The sequence below is a fragment of the Nonomuraea sp. NPDC004702 genome (genome assembly GCF_053601695.1).
In genome coordinates this window covers 37691-60939 of sequence record NZ_JBSGCE010000020.1, presented here as the reverse complement: position 1 = coordinate 60939, position 23249 = coordinate 37691, and the positions used below count along the sequence as shown (strand labels likewise).

The 23249-nt window shown below is 66.6% G+C and carries 24 protein-coding genes, 1 tRNA gene and 2 pseudogenes; 15 read left to right on the top strand and 12 right to left on the bottom strand.

The window, feature by feature from the left end:
- Positions 1-27: 27 nt before the first annotated feature.
- Complete coding sequence (locus ACWEJ6_RS24765) at positions 28-183, top strand: hypothetical protein (protein WP_452426455.1); 156 nt, start codon at positions 28-30, stop codon at positions 181-183.
- 3 nt (positions 184-186) lie between these two features.
- Entirely contained in the window at positions 187-1017 is an 831-nt protein-coding gene (locus tag ACWEJ6_RS24760; RefSeq protein ID WP_452426453.1) for a protein phosphatase 2C domain-containing protein, read from the top strand.
- Here ACWEJ6_RS24760 and ACWEJ6_RS24755 read toward each other — a convergent pair.
- Positions 997-1224 (bottom strand): hypothetical protein, encoded by a 228-nt coding sequence (locus tag ACWEJ6_RS24755; protein ID WP_397212643.1) that lies wholly within the window; start codon positions 1222-1224, stop codon positions 997-999. The two genes, ACWEJ6_RS24760 and ACWEJ6_RS24755, sit on opposite strands and share 21 nt — an antisense overlap.
- A 511-nt stretch (positions 1225-1735) precedes the next feature.
- On the opposite strand from ACWEJ6_RS24755, the gene ACWEJ6_RS24750 reads away from it, so the two are divergent.
- A complete protein-coding gene (locus ACWEJ6_RS24750; protein WP_452426451.1) occupies positions 1736-2170 on the top strand; it encodes a hypothetical protein in 435 nt (144 codons plus the stop codon).
- 202 nt (positions 2171-2372) lie between these two features.
- On the opposite strand, the pseudogene ACWEJ6_RS24745 reads toward ACWEJ6_RS24750, so the two are convergent.
- Together ACWEJ6_RS24745 and ACWEJ6_RS24740 are read right to left on the bottom strand one after the other, a co-directional pair.
- Positions 2373-3201 (bottom strand): annotated as a pseudogene (locus ACWEJ6_RS24745) (IS5 family transposase).
- A 590-nt stretch (positions 3202-3791) separates the two neighbouring features.
- Positions 3792-4181, bottom strand: a complete 390-nt coding sequence (locus ACWEJ6_RS24740; RefSeq protein WP_452426449.1) for a hypothetical protein — start codon at positions 4179-4181, stop codon at positions 3792-3794.
- Between the two features lie 1165 nt (positions 4182-5346).
- On the opposite strand from ACWEJ6_RS24740, the gene ACWEJ6_RS24735 reads away from it, so the two are divergent.
- The 3 genes from ACWEJ6_RS24735 to ACWEJ6_RS24725 all read left to right on the top strand — a co-directional run bounded on the left by ACWEJ6_RS24735 (position 5347) and on the right by ACWEJ6_RS24725 (position 8026).
- A complete protein-coding gene (locus tag ACWEJ6_RS24735) occupies positions 5347-5766 on the top strand; it encodes a hypothetical protein (protein ID WP_387671892.1) in 420 nt (139 codons plus the stop codon).
- Between the two features lie 138 nt (positions 5767-5904).
- Positions 5905-6216: a hypothetical protein gene (locus ACWEJ6_RS24730; RefSeq protein WP_452426447.1), complete on the top strand. Its 312-nt coding sequence runs from the start codon at positions 5905-5907 to the stop codon at positions 6214-6216.
- Between the two features lie 181 nt (positions 6217-6397).
- Complete coding sequence (locus ACWEJ6_RS24725; protein ID WP_452426446.1) at positions 6398-8026, top strand: ISL3 family transposase; 1629 nt, start codon at positions 6398-6400, stop codon at positions 8024-8026.
- A gap of 340 nt (positions 8027-8366) precedes the next feature.
- On the opposite strand, the gene ACWEJ6_RS24720 is transcribed toward ACWEJ6_RS24725, so the two are convergent.
- From ACWEJ6_RS24720 to ACWEJ6_RS24710, 3 genes are all read right to left on the bottom strand, one after another.
- Positions 8367-8732: a DUF2809 domain-containing protein gene (locus ACWEJ6_RS24720; protein WP_452426444.1), complete on the bottom strand. Its 366-nt coding sequence runs from the start codon at positions 8730-8732 to the stop codon at positions 8367-8369.
- 171 nt (positions 8733-8903) lie between these two features.
- Complete coding sequence (locus ACWEJ6_RS24715) at positions 8904-9293, bottom strand: hypothetical protein (RefSeq protein ID WP_452426442.1); 390 nt, start codon at positions 9291-9293, stop codon at positions 8904-8906.
- Between the two features lie 385 nt (positions 9294-9678).
- On the bottom strand, positions 9679-10341 hold the full coding sequence (locus ACWEJ6_RS24710; protein WP_452426440.1) for a hypothetical protein: 663 nt from the start codon (positions 10339-10341) through the stop codon (positions 9679-9681).
- A gap of 256 nt (positions 10342-10597) precedes the next feature.
- Here ACWEJ6_RS24710 and ACWEJ6_RS24705 point away from each other — a divergent pair, with 256 nt between their 5' ends.
- Positions 10598-11056, top strand: a complete 459-nt coding sequence (locus ACWEJ6_RS24705; RefSeq protein WP_452426598.1) for a tyrosine-type recombinase/integrase — start codon at positions 10598-10600, stop codon at positions 11054-11056.
- A gap of 247 nt (positions 11057-11303) precedes the next feature.
- On the top strand, positions 11304-12053 hold the full coding sequence (locus ACWEJ6_RS24700; RefSeq protein ID WP_452426438.1) for a hypothetical protein: 750 nt from the start codon (positions 11304-11306) through the stop codon (positions 12051-12053).
- Between the two features lie 102 nt (positions 12054-12155).
- On the opposite strand, the gene ACWEJ6_RS24695 is transcribed toward ACWEJ6_RS24700, so the two are convergent.
- Positions 12156-13016, bottom strand: coding sequence for a hypothetical protein (locus tag ACWEJ6_RS24695; protein ID WP_452426436.1), 861 nt, complete (start codon positions 13014-13016; stop codon positions 12156-12158).
- 739 nt (positions 13017-13755) lie between these two features.
- Between ACWEJ6_RS24695 and ACWEJ6_RS24690 the strand changes: the two are divergent.
- The 3 genes and pseudogenes from ACWEJ6_RS24690 to ACWEJ6_RS24680 all read left to right on the top strand — a co-directional run.
- Positions 13756-14970: pseudogene (locus ACWEJ6_RS24690) on the top strand (replication initiator); the annotation flags it as partial.
- The gene (locus ACWEJ6_RS24685; RefSeq protein ID WP_452426434.1) at positions 14970-15176 is read left to right on the top strand and encodes a helix-turn-helix domain-containing protein; all 207 of its coding nucleotides are present in this window, start codon (positions 14970-14972) and stop codon (positions 15174-15176) included. The pseudogene ACWEJ6_RS24690 and the gene ACWEJ6_RS24685, both read left to right, overlap by 1 nt.
- Positions 15176-16318 (top strand): tyrosine-type recombinase/integrase, encoded by a 1143-nt coding sequence (locus ACWEJ6_RS24680; protein ID WP_452426432.1) that lies wholly within the window; start codon positions 15176-15178, stop codon positions 16316-16318. The genes ACWEJ6_RS24685 and ACWEJ6_RS24680 overlap by 1 nt, the downstream gene beginning before the upstream one ends.
- Positions 16319-16374: 56 nt before the next feature.
- Here ACWEJ6_RS24680 and ACWEJ6_RS24675 read toward each other — a convergent pair.
- The 3 genes from ACWEJ6_RS24675 to ACWEJ6_RS24665 all read right to left on the bottom strand — a co-directional run bounded on the left by ACWEJ6_RS24675 (position 16375) and on the right by ACWEJ6_RS24665 (position 17329).
- A tRNA-Ala gene (locus tag ACWEJ6_RS24675) sits at positions 16375-16450 on the bottom strand.
- 15 nt (positions 16451-16465) lie between these two features.
- Positions 16466-17194 (bottom strand): HAD-IA family hydrolase, encoded by a 729-nt coding sequence (locus tag ACWEJ6_RS24670; protein ID WP_387671844.1) that lies wholly within the window; start codon positions 17192-17194, stop codon positions 16466-16468.
- Between the two features lie 15 nt (positions 17195-17209).
- Complete coding sequence (locus tag ACWEJ6_RS24665) at positions 17210-17329, bottom strand: DLW-39 family protein (protein ID WP_013130296.1); 120 nt, start codon at positions 17327-17329, stop codon at positions 17210-17212.
- Positions 17330-17403: 74 nt separating this feature from the next.
- On the opposite strand from ACWEJ6_RS24665, the gene ACWEJ6_RS24660 reads away from it, so the two are divergent.
- The 4 genes from ACWEJ6_RS24660 to ACWEJ6_RS24645 all read left to right on the top strand — a co-directional run bounded on the left by ACWEJ6_RS24660 (position 17404) and on the right by ACWEJ6_RS24645 (position 21594).
- On the top strand, positions 17404-17742 hold the full coding sequence (locus tag ACWEJ6_RS24660) for a hypothetical protein (RefSeq protein WP_452426430.1): 339 nt from the start codon (positions 17404-17406) through the stop codon (positions 17740-17742).
- A gap of 370 nt (positions 17743-18112) precedes the next feature.
- On the top strand, positions 18113-18325 hold the full coding sequence (locus tag ACWEJ6_RS24655; RefSeq protein ID WP_352323852.1) for a heavy-metal-associated domain-containing protein: 213 nt from the start codon (positions 18113-18115) through the stop codon (positions 18323-18325).
- Positions 18322-19359 carry a hypothetical protein gene (locus ACWEJ6_RS24650; protein ID WP_452426427.1) on the top strand — a complete coding sequence of 346 codons (1038 nt, stop codon included), beginning with the start codon at positions 18322-18324 and terminating at the stop codon, positions 19357-19359. The genes ACWEJ6_RS24655 and ACWEJ6_RS24650 overlap by 4 nt, the downstream gene beginning before the upstream one ends.
- A gap of 30 nt (positions 19360-19389) precedes the next feature.
- The gene (locus tag ACWEJ6_RS24645) at positions 19390-21594 is read left to right on the top strand and encodes a heavy metal translocating P-type ATPase (protein WP_452426425.1); all 2205 of its coding nucleotides are present in this window, start codon (positions 19390-19392) and stop codon (positions 21592-21594) included.
- On the opposite strand, the gene ACWEJ6_RS24640 is transcribed toward ACWEJ6_RS24645, so the two are convergent.
- On the bottom strand, positions 21587-22756 hold the full coding sequence (locus tag ACWEJ6_RS24640) for an MFS transporter (protein ID WP_452426423.1): 1170 nt from the start codon (positions 22754-22756) through the stop codon (positions 21587-21589). The two genes, ACWEJ6_RS24645 and ACWEJ6_RS24640, sit on opposite strands and share 8 nt — an antisense overlap.
- Complete coding sequence (locus ACWEJ6_RS24635; protein WP_352328679.1) at positions 22753-23202, bottom strand: carboxymuconolactone decarboxylase family protein; 450 nt, start codon at positions 23200-23202, stop codon at positions 22753-22755. Before ACWEJ6_RS24635 ends, ACWEJ6_RS24640 begins: the two co-directional genes overlap by 4 nt.
- Between the last annotated feature and the right edge of the window lie 47 nt (positions 23203-23249).

The window sequence follows — 23249 nt, the reverse complement described above, 5'->3', positions numbered from 1 at the left end:
TCCTGAGCTGGAGCGACGAGGGGTCAGATGATGCAGCTCTTCCAGACAGAGAGCGCGGCCCTGTGGGGACAGATCGGCGACAAGCGCTTCTCCACGGTGGTCAGCGTCGAGTACGACCCGTCAACCGGCGAGCCCATCAAGGCCGAGCTGGCGAGCCCGCTCTACCAGCACGAAGAGGAATAAGCCGTGCGAGTCGCCTTCGCCACCCAAGCAGCCCCAGGCAGGCCGAACGAGGACTTCGTCGCCGCCACCCCGGACGCCGCCGTGCTCGTCGACGGCGCCGGCACCCCGCCTGGCTCCGACTCCGGCTGCTCCCACGGCGTGGCCTGGTATTCCCGCACCCTTGGCTCCGCCCTCATCGCCTCGATCAGCCAAGCCGCCAGTCCCCTGCCCGAGCTGCTGGCCGAAGCGATCAAGACGGTCAGCTCCCTCCACGACAACACCTGCGACCTGAACCACCCCGGCTCCCCCTCGACCACCGTCATCATGCTCCGCCGCAGGAACGAGCTGATCGAATGGCTCGTCCTAGCCGACCCCGTCCTCGTCCTGGACATCACCGGCCCCCCAGACCCGACGGTCATCTGCGACGACCGGGAAGCCCAGGTAAGCACCCGCTACCGGACCGAGATGGACGCCCTCGACTCCGGCAGCGACGCACACGTCTCAGCCCGCCAACGCTACGTCGAAACCCTGCGCTCCCACCGCAACCGCGACGGCGGCTTCTGGGTCGCCGCCACCAACCCCCTCGCCGCAGACCAAGCCCTCACCGGCAACATGCCCGCCGACCGGGTACGCGCAGCCGCCCTGCTCAGCGACGGCACCTCCCGCCTCGTCGACCGCTTCCACCTGGCCACCTGGCGCGAAGCCCTGGACACACTCGACCAGCACGGGCCGGCGAACCTCATCTCCCAAGTCCGAACCGCCGAACACTCCGACCCGCACGGCGAACGCTGGCCCCGCGGCAAGACCTACGACGACGCCACCGCCGCTCACCTCTCATTCACCACGACGGAATAGGCACGTGATGTTGTCGTGGCGGCGACCGAAGGCGGCCACCAGGACGCTGGTGGCCATGTGCTCCAAGTACCACCCCTGCCCCTCGATCTCCTCGATGAGCTCACCGATCTCGGGGAGAGTTCTTCCTTCGGGCGCCTTGTCCAGAGGGGCAGTGAACCGGGCGACGAAGACCCGCCGCCCGGCCGCATAGGCATGTCCGGCAGCCACGACGACCTGCTGCTGACTAGGGCTAGGCCCACGAAGCACCATTAATGACGCACCTTTCTGTCATTCATCGAGGGTTGCCTCGATATGACATGCAAAGGGCATAATCCCAGCCCAAGGCGACTGAGCGCAGCAAAATTCCGCCCACTTAGCCGCAGCCCCCCATTCGCCGCTCCGAGAAGTCCACCACCAGTGTCAACCCCGTGGGCAGTTGGAGAGACTCTGGTTTTCGTCCTCCACGCAGCCATCTGGTCAGTTCCTCGGAGCGACCCAATCGCACCCGAGCCGCGCTGCCCTCCCAGCACTCCACAGAAAAACGCCAGGTCAGAAGCCCAGCCTGATGACCTGGACTGCCGGACGCCGTGTTCAGAGGGTGGTGGGCGGTGGTCGCAGTGAGCCCGTGTGCGGGGACGTTGCTATCAGGGCTGCTGTCATCGCGCTTGCCGGACCATGACCTTCGTCCACTACTGTCGCCCGAGTCGATCTACCGGCAAGCAGGAGAACGGAGGCTGTCGTGGGGCAGACACCTCATGCAGAGACGAACCTCCTCGCAGAGACACTCCGCGCCGGGGCGGTCCTGACCGTCTCCGGGCCGGTCATCCTGAAGACTTCCCGGATCAGCGCGGCAGAGCTGAACATCGGGATCTGCCGGGGGAGCCGACTTCGTCGTTCCCTTCCTCATGACGACAAGTGCATGGTGGCAGCTGCTCTCGTGGGCCGAACTCCTGCTGCCGGTGGTCCTGGCAGGTCTCCTGCTGCGCGCCTCGCCACGGACCACGCTCTTCGAGGTCGCGGCGATCAGCATGCCCGGACGTTCCTTGAACACCTTCGGACCATAGACGAACCGCTCTACGCCACCTTCGTGCTCATGCTCGTCCTCGGCCTCCGGCGTGGTGAAGTCCTCGGCCTCACCTGGGACAGCATCAACCTCGACGGCCAAGAACTGTGAATGTCTCAGCAGCTCAACCGCGTCCACGGAAACTGCTCCACCGCGACACCACCAAGACCACCGACTCAGACGCCTCGCTGCCGCTCCCGGCCTTGTGCGTCACCGCGCTCAAGCACCGACGCCGGTCCAGGAGGGAGCTCGCAAGGAAGCCGGCGACAAGTGGAAGGACTCAGTGGGCGTTTAATCCTGTCTGGTCTCGGGTTCAGGTGCCGCGCCAGGTGGGGGTGTTTTCGCCGGTGAGGCGGCGGGCCATGAGGTCGATCACGGCGATGTGGATCACGGCTTCGGCCCGATCGGTTCGTGCTTCGTAGGCGGCGGTGCAGCATCAGCCAGCCGAGGGTGCGCTCGGCTACCCATCGGCGTGGCAGTGGGGTGAATCCCCTGGTCGCCGGGTCTCGCTGGATGACCTCGACGTCGATGCCGAGAGCGGCGCCGCCCTCGATGACGGTGGTGCGGTAGGCACTGTCGGCCCAGGCCTTGGTGAGGGTGGGCTGGCCTGCGGCGACCTGGGTCAGGAGCGGCAGTCCGGCGGCGCTGTCGGAGATGTCGGCTGCGGTGACCAGCACGGCGAGCAGGAGGCCGAGGGTGTCGGTGACGATGCTGCGCTTGCGGCCGGCGATCTTCTTGCCGGCGTCGTAGCCCTGGCTGGTGGCGGGTACGTTGGCCGAGGTTTTGACGCTTTGGGCGTCGATCACGCACGCGCTGGGGTCGGGGTTGCGGCCTTCGGTGGTGCGCACGTGGCGGCGTAGCAGGCTGGTGAGCTGGTCGAAGATGCCGTCTTTCTGCCAGTGGGCGAAGTAGGCGTAGGCGGTCTGCCAGGGCGGGTACTCGTGCGGCGGGTAGCGCCAGGGGATGCCGGTGCGGTTGACGTAGAGGATGGCGTTCAGGATGGTGCGCAGGTCGTGTTCGGGCGGGCGTCCGATGTCGAGGGCGCCTGCGCGGCGTGCTGCGCGCCAGGCGGTCAGGACAGGCTCGACGAGCGCCCATCGGGCGTCGGACAGGTCGCTGGGATACGGTCGCGGTTCGGTCATGCCTTTGGCGTACTGCCGGGCGAAGTGGCTGGCCAGACGGCTGTCCGGCCGTCGATCAAACCTGGGCGAGGTGCCTCATGTTGGAATGAGACAGGATTTTTCGGGTCAGACGGGGCGCGTCGCACTCCCTCGAATCGCCTATCCACCACCAAAGTTGGTCGAAGCTCGTGTTGATATGGCGATCAGTGTGCGAGACAAAGCGGCCTTAATATCATCTTTCAGGGCTAAACGCCCACTCAGAGCTCGTCTTCACCACCCGGTACGACACACCCGTCGAACCACGCAACTTCAACCGCTCGTTCGAGCTACGTGGCAAGGCCGCCGGTGTCCCACGCATCCGCGTCCGCGACACCCGCCACACCTGCGCCTCGATGCTCGCCGCTCTGGGCTTCACCTCAGGTGGCAATGCGCATCCTGCGTCACTCGCAGATCTCCGTGACCATGAACGTCTACACCCAGATCGCCAGCCCGGAGACCCGCAAGGCCGTCGACCAGCTCAATGCCAGCCCAGATCTCTAGCCCCACAGAACCCTAGTCATGCCATCAGCGGAGGCCATTCCCACGGCTAGGGGCTGGTCTCCGCTGCGGTTCTAGGCGTGGGCTATCTGCAAGTCGCCTCCCCAACTTCGGGCGATGACAGCTCCATCCTCGAACTCGAAGGCCATGCGCATGCGTTGGCCGGACAAGTCATCGAACTCCTCGACCAAGCGCCGCAACCGCTGACCGATGTACCTCACGAAGGAAACTTCATCGGGAGCGGTGATCACATCCACGCGACTGCCCAGCTCCTCCATCACGTAGCCCTCCCCCGGCTCCTCGGGGTCGATCCTGAGTTCCCAATCAGCGGCCACACCTAGGTTGACAGTCAACGTCTCGAATCTGAGCCAGACCTCGCCTATGACCGGGGGTTCAGATCGATGTGTGAACTGACTTGCTAGCACGCTCGCCAAGCGCAGATTCTCCAGGGCAGTCACATCCACCGGATCAGCCTAATCCGTAGCCCATCGATGGGCATCGGCTGCAGGGGTTGCTGTATGGCGCTGCTGTACGGAGATCAAAAGGCCCTCCCGGATCATCCGGGAGGACCTTTGCGTTGGGAGCCGCCTTGGGGATTCGAACCCCAGACCCCTTAATTACGAGTGAAGACACGATCGACGAGAAGACATGCGCAAGGCACTCAAGTGCCTTGGAGATCATTTAGAACGCCGGAGACAGCAGGATCTATCACAGTAGGCCATCTCTGACCGGGGCGGCTTTCGCAATTCACGGCTTCGTACAGCAACCGCTCTCTACCCTGCCATCGACAAGGCTCGTAACGTCAGCAGTCATGGCAGACGTCGTGATTTGGGTGAAGCCCTACGAACGCAAGAATCACAACCCAGGCACAGAGGGATACAAAGGCCTGTGCGGCTGGCACGGAACGACCTCCGGTCGAGGACCGTGTCGCAACGAGCCATACGCGAGCGTGAAACTGAACTACGCGAACTACCAGCCAGTTCAGTCGGCCTGCGTCCAAGCCCTCAAGGAGATCTCACAGCGCTACGGCTTCCCCATCCGCAAGAGCAGAGCATGCGCGCAGACGATTGACGCCGTGGCTGGGCCTCGCAGCCATACAAGATCGAAAAGGCCACTTCCCGATCACGAGTAGTGGCCTTTGACCTGCGGTGGAGCCTAGGAGATTCGAACTCCTGACACCTGCTTGCAAATCGGCCTGATCCTGAAGGACAACAGCCTCGACCTGCGCGGGAGACAGTCCGCAAGTGACCGCAATCAACCGCTGTTGACCGCCCTTAATGGCACGCTAATGGCACGACGATCACGCTCGCCACCTGGGCACTCCGCCCAACGCGAGGACCCCGTCCTCTGATCATCCCGTCTGCCGTCGACCCGCCCGAAGGGAAAGTCGGCCAGAGCCGATGGCGGACGCGATGGTCAGGCTTGCGGACGCGATGATCAGGCTTGCACCTCAGCCACCTACCGCGTTGATACCCGGCATGACGACCATCCCGGAGCCGGAGCGCCCTCGCCGGAGGCAAGAGCACCTGGCTGCGCTTCACACGCGAAAGCACCTCGTGGTCAACTCAGGGAATGTCGGCGATCGTCACATCCATCATTGCGGTCACAGGGACCCTCTTAGGTTCTCTGATGACATTTCTACTCCAGCGTCGTTCCATCGACAGATCGGAGAGGTTCGCTCGAGCGGAGCGGCTTCGAGGCGAGCAGATCAAGATCTACAGCGACTTTGCGCGTACAATCCTGGACTTCCGCAGTGCCCAACGACGGGCCTGGAGCGAGCGGGCCAAGGACGACAGGAACAGCGAGGCCTACCGCACGGCGGTGGATGAGGTCTTGCGCGCACGTGCAGCGGGGTGGACGGCTCTGTATCAGGTGGAACTGATCACGGAGGATGTCGAGATCAGACGACTCGCGAACCACGCCATGGAGTTGGTCAAGAGCATGAACAAGGCCGAGACCTCGGATGAGGTGAAGGCTTTGACTCCGGAAGTCCGCGTGGCGGTGGAGGACTTCGTCCGTGCGGCCGGCGTCATGGTGCGGAAGGTGTAAGACGGCGTGATCCGAGCGCGGGCGCGCGCGGGAACGGCCCCCAGGCCGCACGCGCAGCGTGTGGCCGCGCTCGGGCGGCCACTCGGCGGCGGCGAGATGCGCCTGGGCCCGCTCAAGTCACGAGCAAGACGCCGGACGGTGAGCATTCCGGCAGTCGTCATCCCCGTACTGACCGAACACCTGGCCACCTACGTCGCCCCACCGGGCGACGCCTTCGTCTTCCTCGGTAAGCGCGGGGCCTTCCTCAGGGGCGGCAACTTCCGACGCGAGGCCAAATGGGCGGAAGCTCTCAAGGAGATGGGCGTACAGGGCCTGCACTTCCACGACCTCCGCCACACCGGCAACACCCTGGCCGCCCAGTCAGGGGCAAGCCTGACCGACCTGAAGGCTAATGGCACGAACGCCGCTTCCCGTGATCAGAGAAGCGGCGGTTTGGCTGGTGGAGCCTAGGAGATTCGGCAGGCCGGGGCTTAGGAACGTGTGAGCGGCAATACAAAACGGGCTCTGGCACAAAGATCGTGATGCCTGCACGGAGCGTGATCATGGCCGCGGTTCCGTAACGGGTCACGCATAAGGGCGGCCGCATCGCGAAGATCAGGTTCGACCAAGAATCCGATCATCACGAGCGGCCGTGAGGGCTATTGCGCTGCACTTCCCGGCGGGCGGCGACAGCTCCCGCCTCGATCTTCTGCCTGCCCTGTTCCCACACCTGACAGCCGTCCAGGTAGAGAAGGTGACCCACGATGGCAACGGCCTGCTGATCAGCGCACGACCGAAGAGCACCGAGGCTTGCTGCGCCAGCTGCGGCACGCCCAGCTCGCGGATCCACAGCCGATACCGCCGCCATCTGCAAGACCTGACCTGCGGCCAGGCGCCCGTAACCATCGACCTGGAAGTCCGGCGATGGTTCTGCGTCAACCCCGACTGCCTGGTGGGCACCTTCGCCGAGCAGGTAACCGAACTGGCCCCGTCGTACGCTCGGCGCACTCCAGCTCCGCAGCGGCTGCTGGAACACATCGCGCTGGCCCTGGCCGGGCGCGCCGGAGCACGCTTGGCCGCGCGGCTGGGCCTCACCGCATCGCGATCCCTGCTGATCCGGCTGATCAGAGCATTACCCGACCCCGAGATCGGCCCGATCACCACCGTCGGTGTGGACGAATTCGCCAAACGCCGCGGCCACTCCTACGCCACCATCCTCATCGACATGGCCACCCACCGGCCCGTCGACGTTCTGGACGAGCGCACCGCCGAGGTCTTCGCCACCTGGCTTCGCGAACACCCCGGCATCCAGGTGATCTGCCGCGATCGGGCCGGCGGCTTCGCCGAAGGCGCCAGCGACGGCGCACCTGAGGCGATCCAAGTCGCCGACAGATGGCACCTGTGGGCCAACCTCTGCACCGCCGTCGAGTCCATCGTCCGCGCTCACCGCGCCGACCTGGCCGAATCCACCCCTGAGACGTCACCCGCCGAGCACGACACCGAGATCGCCCCCATTCCCGCAGTTCCCGAATCTCGCACCGCGATCCGCACCAGCGAACGCCACGCAACCATCCATGCTCTTCTGGCAGAAGGCCGTACACACACCGAGATCTGCAAGATCCTCGGCCTGGCCGACAAGACCGTCCGCAAGTTCCGGCTCGCAGCCACCGCCGATGAGCTGATCAACGGCCCGCGCAAGAGCCCACGGCCCATCGACCGATACGGGCCCTACCCGCACCACCGCTGGAACGAGGGCGTCCACGACGCCGCGCAACTCCACGCCGAGATCACCGCGCAGGGCTACACCGGCAGCAAACGCTCCGTCCGCCGCTTCGTCGAGCCGTTACGCCCCTACCAGCAGGTGGCGGACCTACCCGCGCCACCGCCCAAGGTCCGCGACGCGACCCGCTGGCTCACCAGCCACCCCGACCACCTCACCGACGACGAGACCGCCAAGCTCTCCCAGCTCAAGGAGCGCAGCACCGCCCTGGCCCGGCTCGCCGAGCACGTGACCGCGTTCGCCCAGATGATGACCGGCCGCACAGGCGCCCAACGCCTCGAGAACTGGCTGACCAACGTTGAGACCGACGACGACCTTCCCGCCCTCCGCACCTTCGCCCGCGGAATCCGCCGGGACCAAGACGCTGTCACCAACGGTCTCACCCTGCCCCACAGCAGTGGCGCGGTCGAGGGCAACGTCACCAGGATCAAGGCCCTCAAGCGCCAGATGTTCGGCCGGGCGAATCTCGACCTCCTCCGCAAGCGGATCCTGCTTGCATAGCTCACCCAGAGTGGCCACATCACGATCTTTGTGCCAGAGCCACAAAACGCCAGGTCGACGGAACAGGTGCATCCAGGCGGATAGCCAGAAGGGTCCCGATAGGCGGACATCGGAATCCTGGTCGATGGACACGTAATGCCTTGATCTTGCCGTTACTACCGGAGCTCCTGGAAGCACGACAATGACTGACCTCGATCAAGAGAAACGCGATGCGCCGGCTTATCCCGAGATGTGGCGATCCTGCTTTGCGACGGCTGGCCACCGCGCAGGACGAACCCGATGACCTCGCCGCTGTGGGGCGTCCGTACCGTCAGCGTGCCGGTGAGGTGGTGTCCGAGAGTCAGCCGGCCTGATCACCGGATCGGACCAATCGGTGTTCCCAGACCAGGGCCGCGACGATACCGACGGCATAGGCGACCAGGTCCCATGGGTCGGGGAACGCGCCGACCAGGACACCGCCGATGCCCGGCGGGGTCATGCCGACTATTTGGTAGAACTCGACGGCAACGGCGATCGCGGCCGTGGCCACGGTGCGGCGTGCGGCGGTGGTGCGCCACAACAGCCCCAAGAACGCGTAGACCAGCATGGTGGCGCCGACGTCGCTCACGTAGCCACGGATGAACGGTTGTCCCGGGCCCCGGTAGAAGAGGACGAACGCGCCGACGGCGAGGGCGACGCCACCCAGAAGGACCATGGCGCGGCGCATGAGATTGACATCTTCTCCGAATCTCAACGATCAGGACGAACCTGATCATAGAGCTCGTCACCTATGGCGCATGCTCATTGCGTCAGGTCGGCGACCGCGGCGGAGTGCCATGGCCACGGCATGCCAGCACGCTGGCACGTAGTGACGATTCATCCGGAATGCAGCCATCGCTCATCCCCGCCCCACCGAGTCGACACGCGCGTGCTCGCTGCTCGACTCATGCAGACGGCTTCTCAGACATTCTCGGTGCGTGACGACGGTATGGCTGCCAGGGCCGTCTGCGCTCCTGACATCCATGACCACGCCGTCGCCCTCCGGGCTGAGGACTGTGGGCGTGCCGCAGAAGTCGCACAGCCATTGAAAGCTGTGAAGGTCCTGAGATCGAATCGTCAGACGCGCCCACGCCGGTGGACTCCATCGACGGATCTCTTGCACCACGGCGTCCATCTCTGTCCCAACAGCCGGATCGCCAAGCCACGCCCGTCCGGCGCCGGAGGGACTGTCGATCGCCGCGCCATCGATCGATGCACCGATGCCCTCGTGACCGAGGATCTCCACCATGACACCCCACCGGTGCTGCTGTGTCACTCGGACCCGGACCCGTTGACCAGGGACCAGGTCTGCTCCTGCGGCATCGAATCGCTGCACGAGAACATCGTGTCGCAGGGGCGTGTTGAACCGTTCGCCCACCTCGTTAAGCAGGGCGAACGATAGCTTGAGCTCCTCTAGGCAGAGCCGACGGTTTTACAGCTCGTGGCTCTCCGGTCCCGACTTGGCCTTCCATCTGTAACAGGACTGAAGCCCCAACACTAAGGAAGATCTCCTGACGCGAACGCAGAACCTGCGGATCAGCACCGTAACTCCGAGACAGGTCCTCGTGGCATCGCTGGATCCCAAACGAGGGGCGAGACGTACCTGCGTTGTAAGACCCGTCGATCTACGTGAGCTACAGATAGGAGCTGAAGTGGTCGGCCACGGTGTCTGCCACGACTTCCGCATCGTCGGAGCCATCGACCTCCAGGACTCGGATGCCCAAGCGGCAAGCGGAGCGGACCGCCTCATCTGCGACGAGTCGGTCTCGGGCAAGCCGGTTCTCCTGTGCTCGCTCAGGGTCGCTCACCTGGAGGCGGAGGCTGCCGGCACGGGGCAGTTCGCGAAGCTGGCGCTGACGGAATGCTTCGCTCGGCACCATGACGATCATCCGACAGGGCGAGTCGATGATGGGAGCGACCAGTTCGGGACGCAAACCCCAGCCTTCGGCAACGACAGGTCGCCCCGACACCAGGCCGCGCAGGTCGTCCAACGCCCACTCGAACCGCGCGGGAAAGCCGGCCAGGGTCTCGTCGGCCATCTCTTGAGGGGTGGTGTTCACCCAGACGGTCTCCGGGTCAGGATCCGCGGTGGGCTCGCCAAGTCGCACTCGACGGGCGATCCGACGGTCATTGTGTGCGCGCGCGTCGTGGTAGTCGTAGTGATAGGCGGTCAGCCCGTACCGGATGGCCAGCACCCTGGCAACGGTGGATTTCCCGGCCCATTGCCCACCTCCGATCCACAGGGCATTGCGGAGGGTGCCGAACGGATCCCAGACCTCGCTACTTGTGGCGTTCACGGATACAGCTTGGCGAAGGCATAGGTCAAGAAACAGTCTTGTTGTGCTTGCCCACCCGGGTGATGATCGTAGAGAGGGAACCGCCACTCTCTCCGCTGCAACGTTTTCGGAACGCACCTGGTGTCGTATCGTCCTCTGCCCCCTGCATGACCGGGCCGCAATCAGCCGGTTCAGGGGTCAACTCGCAGACCAGCAACGATGCTCGGTGGCCAGCCATGCCGGAACCTAAAGGTGGAATGCCAGCTCATCCAGATCACTGGCAAGGGACTCACCTTCACCGACCCCAAATCAGCAGCGGGCAAGCGAAACCGTCGCAACCCCAGGCCTGATCAACGACGAACTCAAGGCCCACGTTAAGGACATCGCCGTAGAGGGAGACGACGGCCTCATCTTCGTAGGCCCCGACCACGGCCCGCTCCACAACACCAACTTCAACCGCCGTATCTGGACCAAAGCCCTCCAGGACGCCGACCTACCAAAGATCCACTTCCACGACCTCAGACACACCGGCAACACCCTCGCCGCCAGCGCCGGCGCCTCCATCCGAGAGCTGATGGCGCGCATGGGCCACTCCAGCACCCGAGCCGCCCTGATCTACCAGCACTCCACAGACGAACGTCAACGCGAGGTGGCACGCAAGCTCGACGAACTGGCAAGGGGAGCCCTGAGCACATCGGGCACGCAGCGGGCACGACCCCAGAACAAGGCCCGCTGAAGATCAAAAGCCCAGGCCATTGACCTGGGCTTTTGTATGAGTGGAGCCTAGGAGATTCGAACTCCTGACATCCTGCTTGCAAAACGGTCTGATCTTCCAACGCAACGGCCTCGACCTGCACCGCCGACGCTCCCCGAGTGACCGTGACTGACCCCTGCTGACCGCCCTTAATGGCACGCTAATGGCACGACGATCACGCGCACCGTCCGCCCTGGCCTTCGCATCCTCGCAAGGGGAGCCCGTAGCCGTGCTTGCGAACGTCGTAGCCCTCGGCCTAGCGTTCACGGAACTTGCGCTTACATGGGAGGACTCGATCGTCATGGCGCTTACCTGGTGTCCCTTGCCTTCCGAAGTGGTCGACGCGATGGTAAGTCTCGCGCGATCGACCTGGGAGGAAGGGCCCTTCGATGAGGCATGGCGACGGGCTGGGTGGCCGCTCCCTCCTGGCGGTTCGGTGATCACGTACATGCAGAAGGTCGATAACGACCCGGTGCTCTCTATCGGCGACTGGGAGGTCAACTTCCCCTGGGGAGCATGGGTAGAGGGCACCCGGGTCCGGATGCTCGACGTAACCTTCGCGCTCTTCTACGACCCTGAGTACTTCTACGATCCCGATGAGGACGAGGATCCCAACGAGGACCCTGACTTGCAGGATTTTCCGCAATACACCCCATCGAACCGATGGCAAGTTGATCTATCAGCGACACGGCAGCAGTTCGACTCCGCCTGGCGCTCACAACTCGACATGGTCTCCCAGCTCTGCGGGCAGCCCAATGCCGTTGGGCGTCTCGACAGCAGGGAGGACGAAGAGAGCGGGAACTATGCCGTTTGGCACATCGAGTCACGGCTCCTGGTCCTTGCCCAGACAGACGACTTCCTGACCTACAGCCTCTACGACAGGGCCACCCTGCACCTGGTCGAGTACAGCTCGGACCGCGGCATTCCCGATCACGTTGAGCTCTACGACCTTCTAACTGGGGGCGAAGAGGAGAAGTAGCCGGCTACTGCACGCGGGAGCCAATTTACGCAGGAACCCCGCGGGGTAGAGACAGCCACGAGCGCCCCAGGAACGTGCGGATATCCCGCGCAGTTCATAGCCTCAGGAGCTGACGATGGCCGACAAAGACGCATGATCAGAAGGCAACCCTACGAGAGCGAGGGAAATACCTAGTTCCTGCGCCACTCCTGAAGGCACCGACTCCCAGAGGCTACTGTTATCGAGAAGAGCTCGGAGGAAAGTTCGCTGCTCATTGTTGAGCGAGTCACCTGGCGAGAACGCCTCCGGAAAGACCCTCTCCAAGAGAAGTTCCAGATCCTTGATCGTTGTGGGGTGGAGCGACGTGGCTGCCACTACAACGGCGGTGGGCAAGAGATCGGCGAAGTTCGTCACTCGGAGGACAGCCTGATGGAGTAGATGGTTCGGCCAACCCATGGTTGTGGGCAGCGTAAGCGAATCCGAGTACCACGCTGCGGCCCGCTTGAGGTCTGTCACCGTATGCAACACAGCCGACGAGCTGTCAGGATCGCGTGCGAGGCTGGAGGTGAACGCCGCGACGAGCCGAACGCCGGGATGCCGATCGAACAGGAATGACCTGCTCACACTGTCGAAACGGTCGAGTGCCTCAAGCGCCTCGGCGCGCTCGTGGAAATTAGCGGCGTCGCGAGCGCGATCTTCGACAAGATTGATGATCTCGGTGCGCCGGCTCGACACCGTGGGCACCAGGCAGAGCGCCGCCGCTGCGGAGGTCGCCGCAACACGCGTACGTGGATCGCCATCAGACAAGCAACGCAGGACTGGGTCCACCAGAGCGGGAGCGATGTTCCTGCACTCCATGACGGCGTCGTATCCCCAGGCTGGCGTTTCGATGTCCCATGGTTCATCCGGGTCTTGCTGCCGACGATCGTGGTAGATCGACCATAGCTCACTATCACTTCGCTCCGGTTCGCTGCCCCCGGCCACAGCTGCGAGAAAGTCAAGCAGGTGTGCGCGAACAGGCCGCTGTGGCTCCCGCCAACCGTATGAGATGGGACGATCGAACCCCGGCTCCTGAAGCAACCCGGCGACTACCGTCGCGACCGGGGCCGTAGCGGGATAGACAGAGCCCTGGTGAGTGACCGCTGTGTGAAGGTGGACGATCGTGTCCTCCCACGCCGCGTCATCATCCCGCACCAGCCGCCGAAGATGGCCGAGAGTATCGGTGGCCTGGCCATGGGCGTGAACTAAGCGAGACCAGTCGTAAGTTTCCAGAGCGTCCAACCCAAACCGCATGGGGCATTCTCCCGCACAGATCAACTGCAGAAGGCATGCAACTGAGCATCGCTCGTCTTCACGGGGCTGCGTGCGGCATGGGTTTGAATCTGCTGCCTGGAAGCGCACGGCACCAAGTCGTACTCGCGGCCAGGCATATGGCCCCTCAGCCGTAGTAACGGCGAACAGCCACGTTTCCAGTGAGCCAGGGTGAGGAACCAACCCTGGATCGTCGATCGCCCCCAAGCACGTATGGCGACCGGCCATGCAGGTGCGATCGTAGGGCTGCATCTGTAAGGCGGCGCGGCAACCCGGGTCGGTGTGTTCGATCGGTACGGCGGGGTGGCGTGCGGTGCCCGGCCCGGTGTCCCGCCGCAGTCCGGGACCGGCCCCCAGGCCGCACGCCCGGACGGCGGGCGGGCGGCGGGCCGGGGGTACGGCGGCGCGCCGCGCCGCCGCTGACGAAGAGATCAACGCGGCAGGCATGCGCGGCAAGGTCGTGGGCCGGACGGCACCCAAGCGCATCCGCTCGACGAGGCGGCGGCAGGACGCTCCGAACCTGCCCAAGCGCAAGATGGCCAGTACCACCCTCGGGCGTACCTTCGAGGCCGGCGACGGCCAGGTCTACCGCCCCTCCCTGTTCGTCACCCTCACCCTGCCCTCATACGGAAAGGTCCGTGACGGCGTCCCGGTCGATCCGGAGACGTACAACTACCAACGAGCCGCCCGCGATGCCCTGCACTTCTCCAAGCTGGTCGACCGGTTCGTCCAGAATCTCCGCCGAGTGGCGGGCTACGACGTCCAGTACTTCGCCACAGTGGAGCCACAGAAGCGGCTCGCACCACACCTCCACATGGCAATCCGCGGCACCCTCCCCAGGGCAGAGGTCAAGCAGATCGCCGCCGCCACCTACCACCAGGTCTGGTGGCCGCAGACGAACGAGGTGCGCTTCGAGGGCGAACACCTGCCCGTCTGGGAGGAAGAGGCCGGCTACCTCGACCCAGCCACCGGCGAGGTCCTGCCCACCTGGGAACGGGCCCTCGACCAGCTTGACGCTGACGAGAACGCCGAGCCCCTGCATGTGATCAGCTTCGGCGACCAAGTGGACGTCAAGGGTGTCCTCGCAGGCACTCCCGACGCCGACCAGTGCATCCGCTACCTCTCCAAGTACCTCACCAAGAGCCTCGGCGAAAGTCTCGACAACCCAGCCCAGCGACACCACACCGCCCGCTTCGTCGAGGCACTGCGGTACGAGCCATGCTCACCGACCTGCCCGAACTGGCTCCGGTACGGCGTCCAGCCCAAGGGAGCCAAGCCCGGCATGACTCCGGGCCGGTGCCGCAGCAAGGCCCACAAGCCCGAACACCTCGGCTACGCGGGCCGTCGCGTCCTGGTTTCCCGCAAGTGGTCGAACAAGACTCTCGCCGAGCACAAGCAGGACCGCCGCACCTGGGTCCTGGAAGCCCTCGGTCAGGCCGACGAGCCGACCGATCCGCACCGCTACGTCTGGCGACCGGTCAGACCCGGCGACCCGGACCTCGCCCCGGCCGGCATGCGACTGCTGCGCAGCGTCGCAGAACGCCAGCGCTGGCGCGCCCACCTGCGAGAACTGGAAGCCAGAGCGAGCGGACAAGATCTTTCGGCAACCGGAGAGGAGGCAGCGTGATGGACAAGCTTCTCAACGTAGAGGAGGCAGCAGAACTCCTCAGCACCTCCCCAAGATTCGTCCGTCGCCTGATCGCCGAACGCCGGATCGAGTTCGTAAAGGTCGGACGCCATGTCCGCATCCGAGAGTCCGCATTGATCGCCTTCGTCGTGGCCGGAACCGTAATGCCGATAACGGCCGACACCCTCAAGGGGAGGGCTGCCTGATGGCCAACAGAGACGGACACCGGCGATTCGGCAATATCCGCAAGCGCGAGTCAGGGCGGTTCCAGATCCGCTACCCGGGGCCGGACGGGCGTCTGCGAACCGGGGCGACCACCTATGCCACCAGGACCGAGGCAGACCGCGCGCTCACGCTCATTGAAGCCAAGATGATCGCGGGCGACTGGACGGATCCCGACCGCGGGAAGGTCCTGTTGGGTGACTACGCGCGAGCTTGGATCAAGGAGCGTCCCGGCCTGCGCCCCAAGACCATCGAGAACTACACGTGGCTGCTGGACCGGCACATCATGCCGGCCCTTGGCGGTGTCCAAGTCGACAAGATCACAACGCAGATGATCCGCGCATGGCGGGCCGAGCGCCTGGAGCAGGGCACGTCGATCTCGACGGTTGCCAAGGCGTACCGGTTCCTACGGGCCGTCTTGATGACGGCGGCAGAAGAGGACAAGCTGATCAGCCGTAACCCGTGCCGGATCAAGGGTGCCGACAACGAACACACGCCCGAGCGTCCCGTGATCACGGTGTCTCAGGTGTTCGAACTCGCCGACCGGATGGCGGACAGGCGGTTCCGAGCGCTCATCCTTCTGGCCACGTTCGCAAGCCTGCGGTGGGGCGAAGTGATCGCACTTCGACGGCATGACCTCGACCTGGCGGCGCGCACAGTCCGAGTCCGGGAACAGCTCGTCGAGTTGGACGGCGGCGAGATGCGCCTGTGCCCGGTCAAGTCCAAGGCCGGCCGCCGGACTATCGGCATCCCCGCCGCGATCGTCCCCACCCTCACCGAGCATCTTGCGTCCTACGTAGGTCCCGATGAGGACGCCTTCGTGTTCCTCGGGAAGAACAGCGGGTTCCTGCGCGGGGGCAATTTCCGGCGCGCCGCGAAGTGGGCAGACGCACTCAAGGAGATGGGCCTTATGGGCCTGCACTTCCACGATCTTCGCCACACGGGCAACACGCTGGCCGCGCAGTCAGGGGCGAGCCTGGCCGACCTCAAAGCGCGAATGGGCCACGACAGTGATCGGGCCGCGCTCATCTACCAGCACGCGACCAAGGACGCCGACCAACGGATCGCCGACGCTCTCAGCGCGCGAGTGGAGGCGGACATAAGAGATCGCCGCCCTAGCGGCTAATGGCCCGTTAATGGCCCGAACACCCCGTCACAAGATCGGTGGCGGGGTGTTTTCCCTGGTGGAGCCTAGGAGATTCGAACTCCTGACATCCTGCTTGCAAAGCAGGCGCTCTGCCAACTGAGCTAAGGCCCCTTCGACGAAGATAGCTTACCGGGCCGGGGAAGCCACCCGCGTCGTCCCGAGGTCGTCGCTCAGCACCAGGCCTGGGAAGTCCGCGATGGAGTCCAGGATGTGCGTGGCGCCGCCCTTGAGCAACCGTTCCCTGCTGTGCACGCCGGTCATCACCCCCGCCACCACGGAGGCCCCGGCCCGGCGTCCGCAGAGCATGTCGCTCTCCGAGTCGCCGACGACCGCCACGTGCCGTACGTCCGCCACGCCGAGTCGCAGCACGGCGTGCAGGACCATGTCCGGCCAGGGACGGCCGCGGCCGCCCGCGTCCTCCGGGGAGATGGCGAGGTCGATCTTGTCGTGCCAGCCGAGGACGCCGAGCACGCGGCTGAGCGTCGTACGGCTGAACCCGGTGATCAGGGCGAGCTTGACCCCGGTGCCGCGGAGTTTGTCCAGCGCCTCCAGGACCCCGGGCATGGGCTCCAGACCGGCACGTTCCAGCGCACCCTCGTAGGAGCGCTCGAACGTCAGGTTCGCCGCCTGGGCCTGGGCCTCGTTACCGGGGAAGATGCCCCGGAAGACATCGATCTTGGGACAGCCCCGGGACCGGTGCACGTGAACCATGGCACGCGCGTACGCTCCGGTCCCGGGCACTATGCCCTGGGTGGCGATCGCCTCGGCGAAGGCGCGCTCGACCATGGCGATGTCACCGACTGTGGTGCCTGCCAGGTCCAGGCACGCCAGCTCGATGGGGACGACGTCACTCATCGCCTCGCCGGTCGGTTAGTTCTCGCTGCCGGTCGCCTCGGTCCAGAGATCGAGCTCGGCGCGGTCAGCCTGCACCTTACGCCAGATCAGCAATCCCCCAAGGGCGACCAGCGCCAGAACGAGCAGCTTCTTCACGGTGTGACCCCACTTCTTCGACGGTCTCACCTGCCGGGGTGAGACCCAACGGTTGACATGCAGCCTAGCAAGGGATGGCTGCGCTCCTTGTGTTGCGCACGAACCTGATGTGCGGCTTGTGCGTAGAACGAGCCTTCAGCTCGGCCTGGATCACCCCTTCGACCCCGGCCTGTCTCCATCCCGTCCTGGGCAACCTGCCAATCACTTCGGACAACATCCCGATCATGCCAAATATCCGGACGTCCCGCGCGCGCGGCATACCCCTGCCCGTATCTTACGTTCCCGCCACCGCCCAGATCATGGTGATCGCAAAAGCGTCCGTCGCGATGCCGGAGACGCAGCGCGGTCTCGGCTTCTCGGCCGGCGGCGGGGGCCCGCTGTACGAGGTGGTCCGAGCTGTTCGGGGCGTGTAGGGCGTTCGTCCCCGGATGGGTGGCGCCGATCGGCGGGCCAGTGATCGCCGCCGCGGCCAGGGCGGCCAGGGCGGGACGGCCTGAGCGGGCTCGCCGGGCGCACAGGGCAGGGTGTCGGCGGCGCGCTCGTCGCCCCCGCCGCGATGCCCCTGCTCGTGGTGCTCTTCGGAAACGACTCCCGCGGTTTCCGGGCCGCCCGTCCGGGCACCGCGGTGGTGGCCGGTCGCCGCGCGACGCTCGCCGCCCCGTTGAGGCGCCAGCGGTCCGTACGCGAAACCGTGAGCTGAATCTCATACCCTCTGGAATACCCTAGGGGGGTACCGTGTTAGAGTATTCGGCAGGAACCGGAACCGCGTTGAAGGAGACCGTAATGAGCACCGCCACCTACACCGTCAAGGGCATGACCTGCGGCCACTGCGTGAGCTCGGTGAAGGAGGAGGTCGGCGGCGTGGCCGGCGTCACCGGCGTCGAGGTCGACCTGGCCAGCGGCCGGCTCACCGTGACCAGCGAGAGCCAGGTCGAGGAGTCCCAGATCGCCTCCGCGGTCGAGGAAGCCGGATACGAGCTGGTCGGACAGTCATGAACACGGCCGCCAAGCTCGGCTCCTACGCCCTGGGGCTCGCCGTCGTCTTCGGCGGGGCCCTGGGCGTGGGCCGGGCGGTCGGCCCGGTGGCCCAGGACCCGCCGACACAGAGCCACACCGCCATGGCGAAGAGCCAGGACGGCCACGAGGGCCAAGACGCCCTGAAGGGCCAGGAGGGCCACGCGGGCCAGGAGGCCGGCGAAGACCAAGAGGGCCGCGAAGGGCAGAAGAGCGAGAAGAGCCAGGAGCACGGGACGCCGGAGCAGGCGTCCAGTGACACCCCCGGGGGGCTGCAAGTGTCGCAGAACGGATACACCCTCAACCCGCTGACCCCGATCGAGACCGGCAAGGCCACCGACTTCCGCTTCGCGGTCACCGGCCCGGACGGCCGCCCGGTGACCGACTACCAGGTGGAGCACGACAAGAAGCTGCACTTCATCGTGGTCTCCCGCGACCTGACGACCTTCCTCCACCTGCATCCGGAGATGACCCCCGACGGCATCTGGTCGGTCGGGCTGACGCTGCCGGCGGCGGGGCCGTACCGGGCCTTCGCCGACTTCGCCCCGACCGGCGGTGGGAACCCGACCGGCGGCGAGAAGCTGACGCTCGGCACGGACCTGCAGGCCGCCGGCGACTACCGGCCGAAGCCGCTGCCCGAGGCGAGCCGCTCCTCGAAGGTCGGCGACTACACTGTGAGCCTCGACGGAGACCTGGTCCCCGGGCGGGCGAGCAAGCTCACCCTCTCGGTGAGCAAAGACGGCGAACCGGTCACCGACCTGCAGCCCTACCTGGGCGCGTACGGCCACCTGGTCGCCCTCCGCGCCGGTGACCTGGCCTACCTGCACGTGCACCCCGAGCAGAGCGAGAAGGCCGGTCCGCAGATCACCTTCTACGCCGAGGTGCCGAGCATCGGCGACTACCGGCTGTTCCTCGACTTCAAGCACGGGGACGAGGTCCGCACCGCGGACTTCACCGTGCGCGCCACGCAGGGCGACGCGACCGCCGCGGAACCGTCGGCCCCCCACGGCCACTGAAAACACCGAGATATCGAGAAAGGAGAGGTGATGTCTTCCCTCACCGAGGAAAAGGCCGTCGAGCTCGCGATCGGCGGAATGACGTGCGCGTCCTGCGCCAACCGCATCGAGCGCAAGCTGAACAAGCTTGAGGGCGTGACCGCGACGGTCAACTACGCGACGGAGAAGGCGAAGGTCACCTTTCCCGACGGGCTCGACCCCCAGGCGCTGATCAGCGAGGTGGAGAAGGCCGGGTACACCGCCGCGCTCCCGGTCGCCAAGGAGCAGAAGGAAGAGGCCGAGCCCGCCGACGAGCTGCGTCCGCTGCGCGACCGGCTGATCGCCGCCGTCACGCTGAGCGTGCCGGTGATCGCGATGGCGATGGTCCCGGCGCTGCAGTTCACGAACTGGCAGTGGTTGTCGCTGGTGCTGGCCGCGCCGGTCGTGGTCTACGCCGGCTGGCCCTTCCACAGGGCCGCCTGGACGAACCTGCGCCACGGCGCCGCCACCATGGACACGCTGATCTCCATCGGTACGCTGGCCGCCCTCGGCTGGTCGCTGTGGGCCCTGTTCTTCGGCACGGCGGGCACGCCGGGCATGACGCACCCGTTCGAGCTGACCATCGAGCGCACCGACGGCTCGGGCAACATCTACCTGGAGGCCGCGGCGGGGGTGACCGCGTTCATCCTGGCCGGACGCTACTTCGAGTCGCGTTCCAAGCGGCGGGCGGGGGCCGCGCTGCGGGCCCTGATGGAGCTGGGCGCCAAGGACGTCGAGCTGGCCGACGGGCGGCGGGTGCCCGTCGAGCAGCTCAAGTCGGGCGACACGTTCGTCGTGCGGCCGGGCGAGAAGATCGCCACGGACGGCGTGATCGAGGAGGGCACCTCCGCGGTCGACGCCTCGATGCTGACCGGTGAGTCCGTGCCCGTCGAGGTGCGTCCCGGCGACGCCGTCACCGGCGCGACGGTGAACGCGGGCGGCCGGCTGGTGGTGCGGGCCACCCGGGTCGGCGCGGACACGCAGCTCGCCCAGATGGCCAAGCTGGTGGAGGAGGCCCAGACGGGCAAGGCCGAGGTGCAGCGGCTGGCCGACCGCGTGTCGGGCATCTTCGTCCCGATCGTGATCGCGCTGGCGGTGGGCACGCTGGGCTTCTGGCTCGGCACCGGCAACGGCGCGGGGGCCGCGTTCACCGCGGCGGTGGCCGTGCTGATCATCGCCTGCCCGTGCGCGCTCGGCCTGGCCACGCCCACGGCGTTGCTGGTCGGCACCGGCCGGGGCGCGCAGCTCGGCATCCTGATCAAGGGGCCGGAGGTGCTGGAGTCCACCCGCCGCATCGACACCATCGTCCTGGACAAGACCGGCACGGTCACCGAGGGCAGGATGACGCTGGTCGACGTGCACCTGGCCGAGGGCGAGAGCCGCGAGGAGGTGCTGCGGCTGGCCGGCGCCATCGAGCACGCCTCCGAGCACCCGATCGCCCAGGCCATCGCCAGGGAGGCGAAGTCCGACGCTACCGTGGAGGACTTCGCCAACGTCGAGGGGCTCGGCGTGCAGGGCATCGTGGACGGGCACGCGGTCCTGGTCGGCCGGCCGAGGCTGCTGGCCGAGTGGTCGCAGCACCTGCCCGCCGACCTGGCGGCCACCCTTGAGGAGGAGCAGGCCAAGGGCCGCACGGTGGTCGCGGCCGGCTGGGACGGCAAGGCCAGGGCGCTGCTGGTGGTGTCCGACGTGGTCAAGGAGACCAGTGCGGAGGCCATCGCCAGGCTGCGCGCGCTGGGCCTCACCCCGGTACTGCTGACCGGCGACAATGAGGCCGTCGCCCGGCAGGTCGCGGACGAGGTCGGCATCGACGAGGTGATCGCCGAGGTGCTGCCCGCCGACAAGGTGGACGTGGTCAAGCGGCTGCAGTCGGAGGGCAAGGTCGTGGCGATGGCCGGCGACGGCGTCAACGACGCGGCCGCGCTCGCCCAGGCCGACCTGGGCCTGGCCATGGGCACCGGCACGGACGCCGCCATCGAGGCGTCGGACCTCACCCTGGTCAGAGGCGACCTGCTGGTGGCCGCCGACGCGATCAGGCTCTCCCGCCGGACGCTCGGCACCATCAAGGGCAACCTGTTCTGGGCCTTCGCCTACAACGTGGCCGCCCTGCCGCTGGCCGCGCTCGGCCTGCTCAACCCGATGATCGCGGGGGCCGCGATGGCCTTCTCCAGCGTGTTCGTGGTCAGCAACAGCCTCCGGCTGCGCCGCTTCAGGTGACCGCCGGGTCGAGTGATCGCTGAGCCCATCTGACGGCCGGTGCCATCGCGGCGCCGGCCGTCATGAACGCCAGCCCCAGCAGCAACCAGCCCACGGTCCCGCCGTCGAGCACGAGCGTGGTGAGCACGGCCGGGCCGAGCATCCTCGCCACCGCCGTGCCGGTGCCGAAGAAGCCCTGGTACTGGCCCTGCCTGTCGTCGGGGGCCAGACCGAAGCCGATCTCCCAGGCCCCCGCGGCCAGCAGCATCTCCCCCGCGACCTGCAGACAGCCCGCCGCGATCAGGAAGATCCAGCCGTGCGGACTGAGGGCGAACACCGCGCACGCGGCGAACAGCACGACGCCCGCCCGGCGGACGGCCGTGGACGCGTCCCGCAGGTCGCGCACCCGGCGGGCCACGCGCACCTGGAAGAGCAGCACGCTGCCGGTGTTGAGCACGAGCAGCACCGAGACCATCCAGGCGGGCCCGGACGTGCGCTGCGCGATCCACAGCGGCACCACGAGACTGAGCAGCGGCATGTAGAACAGCATCACCGCGTTGATCACCGTGACCAGCGCGTACGGCCGGTCCCTGAGCACGGCCAGCCGCGGCCCCGGCGCGGCCGGCGCGGGCGGCACGGCGGGCAGCCTGAGCAGGACCAGCGCGGCCACCAGGAAGCTCAGGGCGTCGAGCGTGAACACCGCGACGTATCCGGCCCGGGTGCCGACGGCCAGCGCGACGCCGCCCAGCGCGGCCCCTACGGCCATGCCGCCGTTGAGCGTGGACTGCAGCACCGCCCGCACGACCGTGCGGCGGGCCGGCTCGACCAGCCCGGCCAGCAGAGCCTGCCGGGCCGCCGACAGGCCGGTCTGCGCGGTCCCGTAGAGGCAGGCGACCAGCAGGAATAGCGCGAACGAGCGGACGAACACGAACGAGCCGGCCGCCACCGCGGTCGTGAGCGCGAGCAGCACCGCCACGCCGCGCGGCCCCCGCCGGTCGGCCAGGTGCCCGAGCGGCACCCCCGCCACCGAGCCGACCGCCCAGCCCAGCGTGAGGCCGAGGCCGATCTCGGTGGCCGACAGCCCCACGACGTCGGCGAAGTAGAGCGCCGAGGTGACCAGGTACGCGCCGTCGCCGATGGAGTTGGCGAGCTGCGCGGCGGCGAGCACGCGCTGGGTTCTCATGACTTGTATGACTCCGGGGTCATCCGGGTGGCGACGCCCATCCTGTTCCAGGCGTTGATGGTGGCCACGGCCACGGTCAGCGCGGCCATCTGCTGCTCGTCGAAGTGCGCGGCGGCCTGCGCCCAGACCTCGTCGGTGACGTCGTCGGTGGACAGGCGGGTGGCGGCCTCGGTGAAGGCCAGGGCGGCGCGTTCCTGCGGGGTGAAGAAGGGGGCCTCGCGCCAGACGGCCACGGCGTGCAGCCTGGCGTCACTCTCCCCCGCCTGCTTGGCGTCGGAGCTGTGCATGTCCACGCAGTAGACGCAGCCGTTGATCTGGCTGGCGCGCAGCCGTACGAGTTCGAGGAGGGGCTTGGGGAGGGTGCTCTGGGCCACGAACCGGTCCAGGCCGGCCATCGCCTTGTACGCTTCGCCGGCGAACTTGCCGAGTTCCATGCGTTCGGTCATATGCCCATCTTGGCCGTACTCTTGTCCCGACATAAGCTCCAATTTCC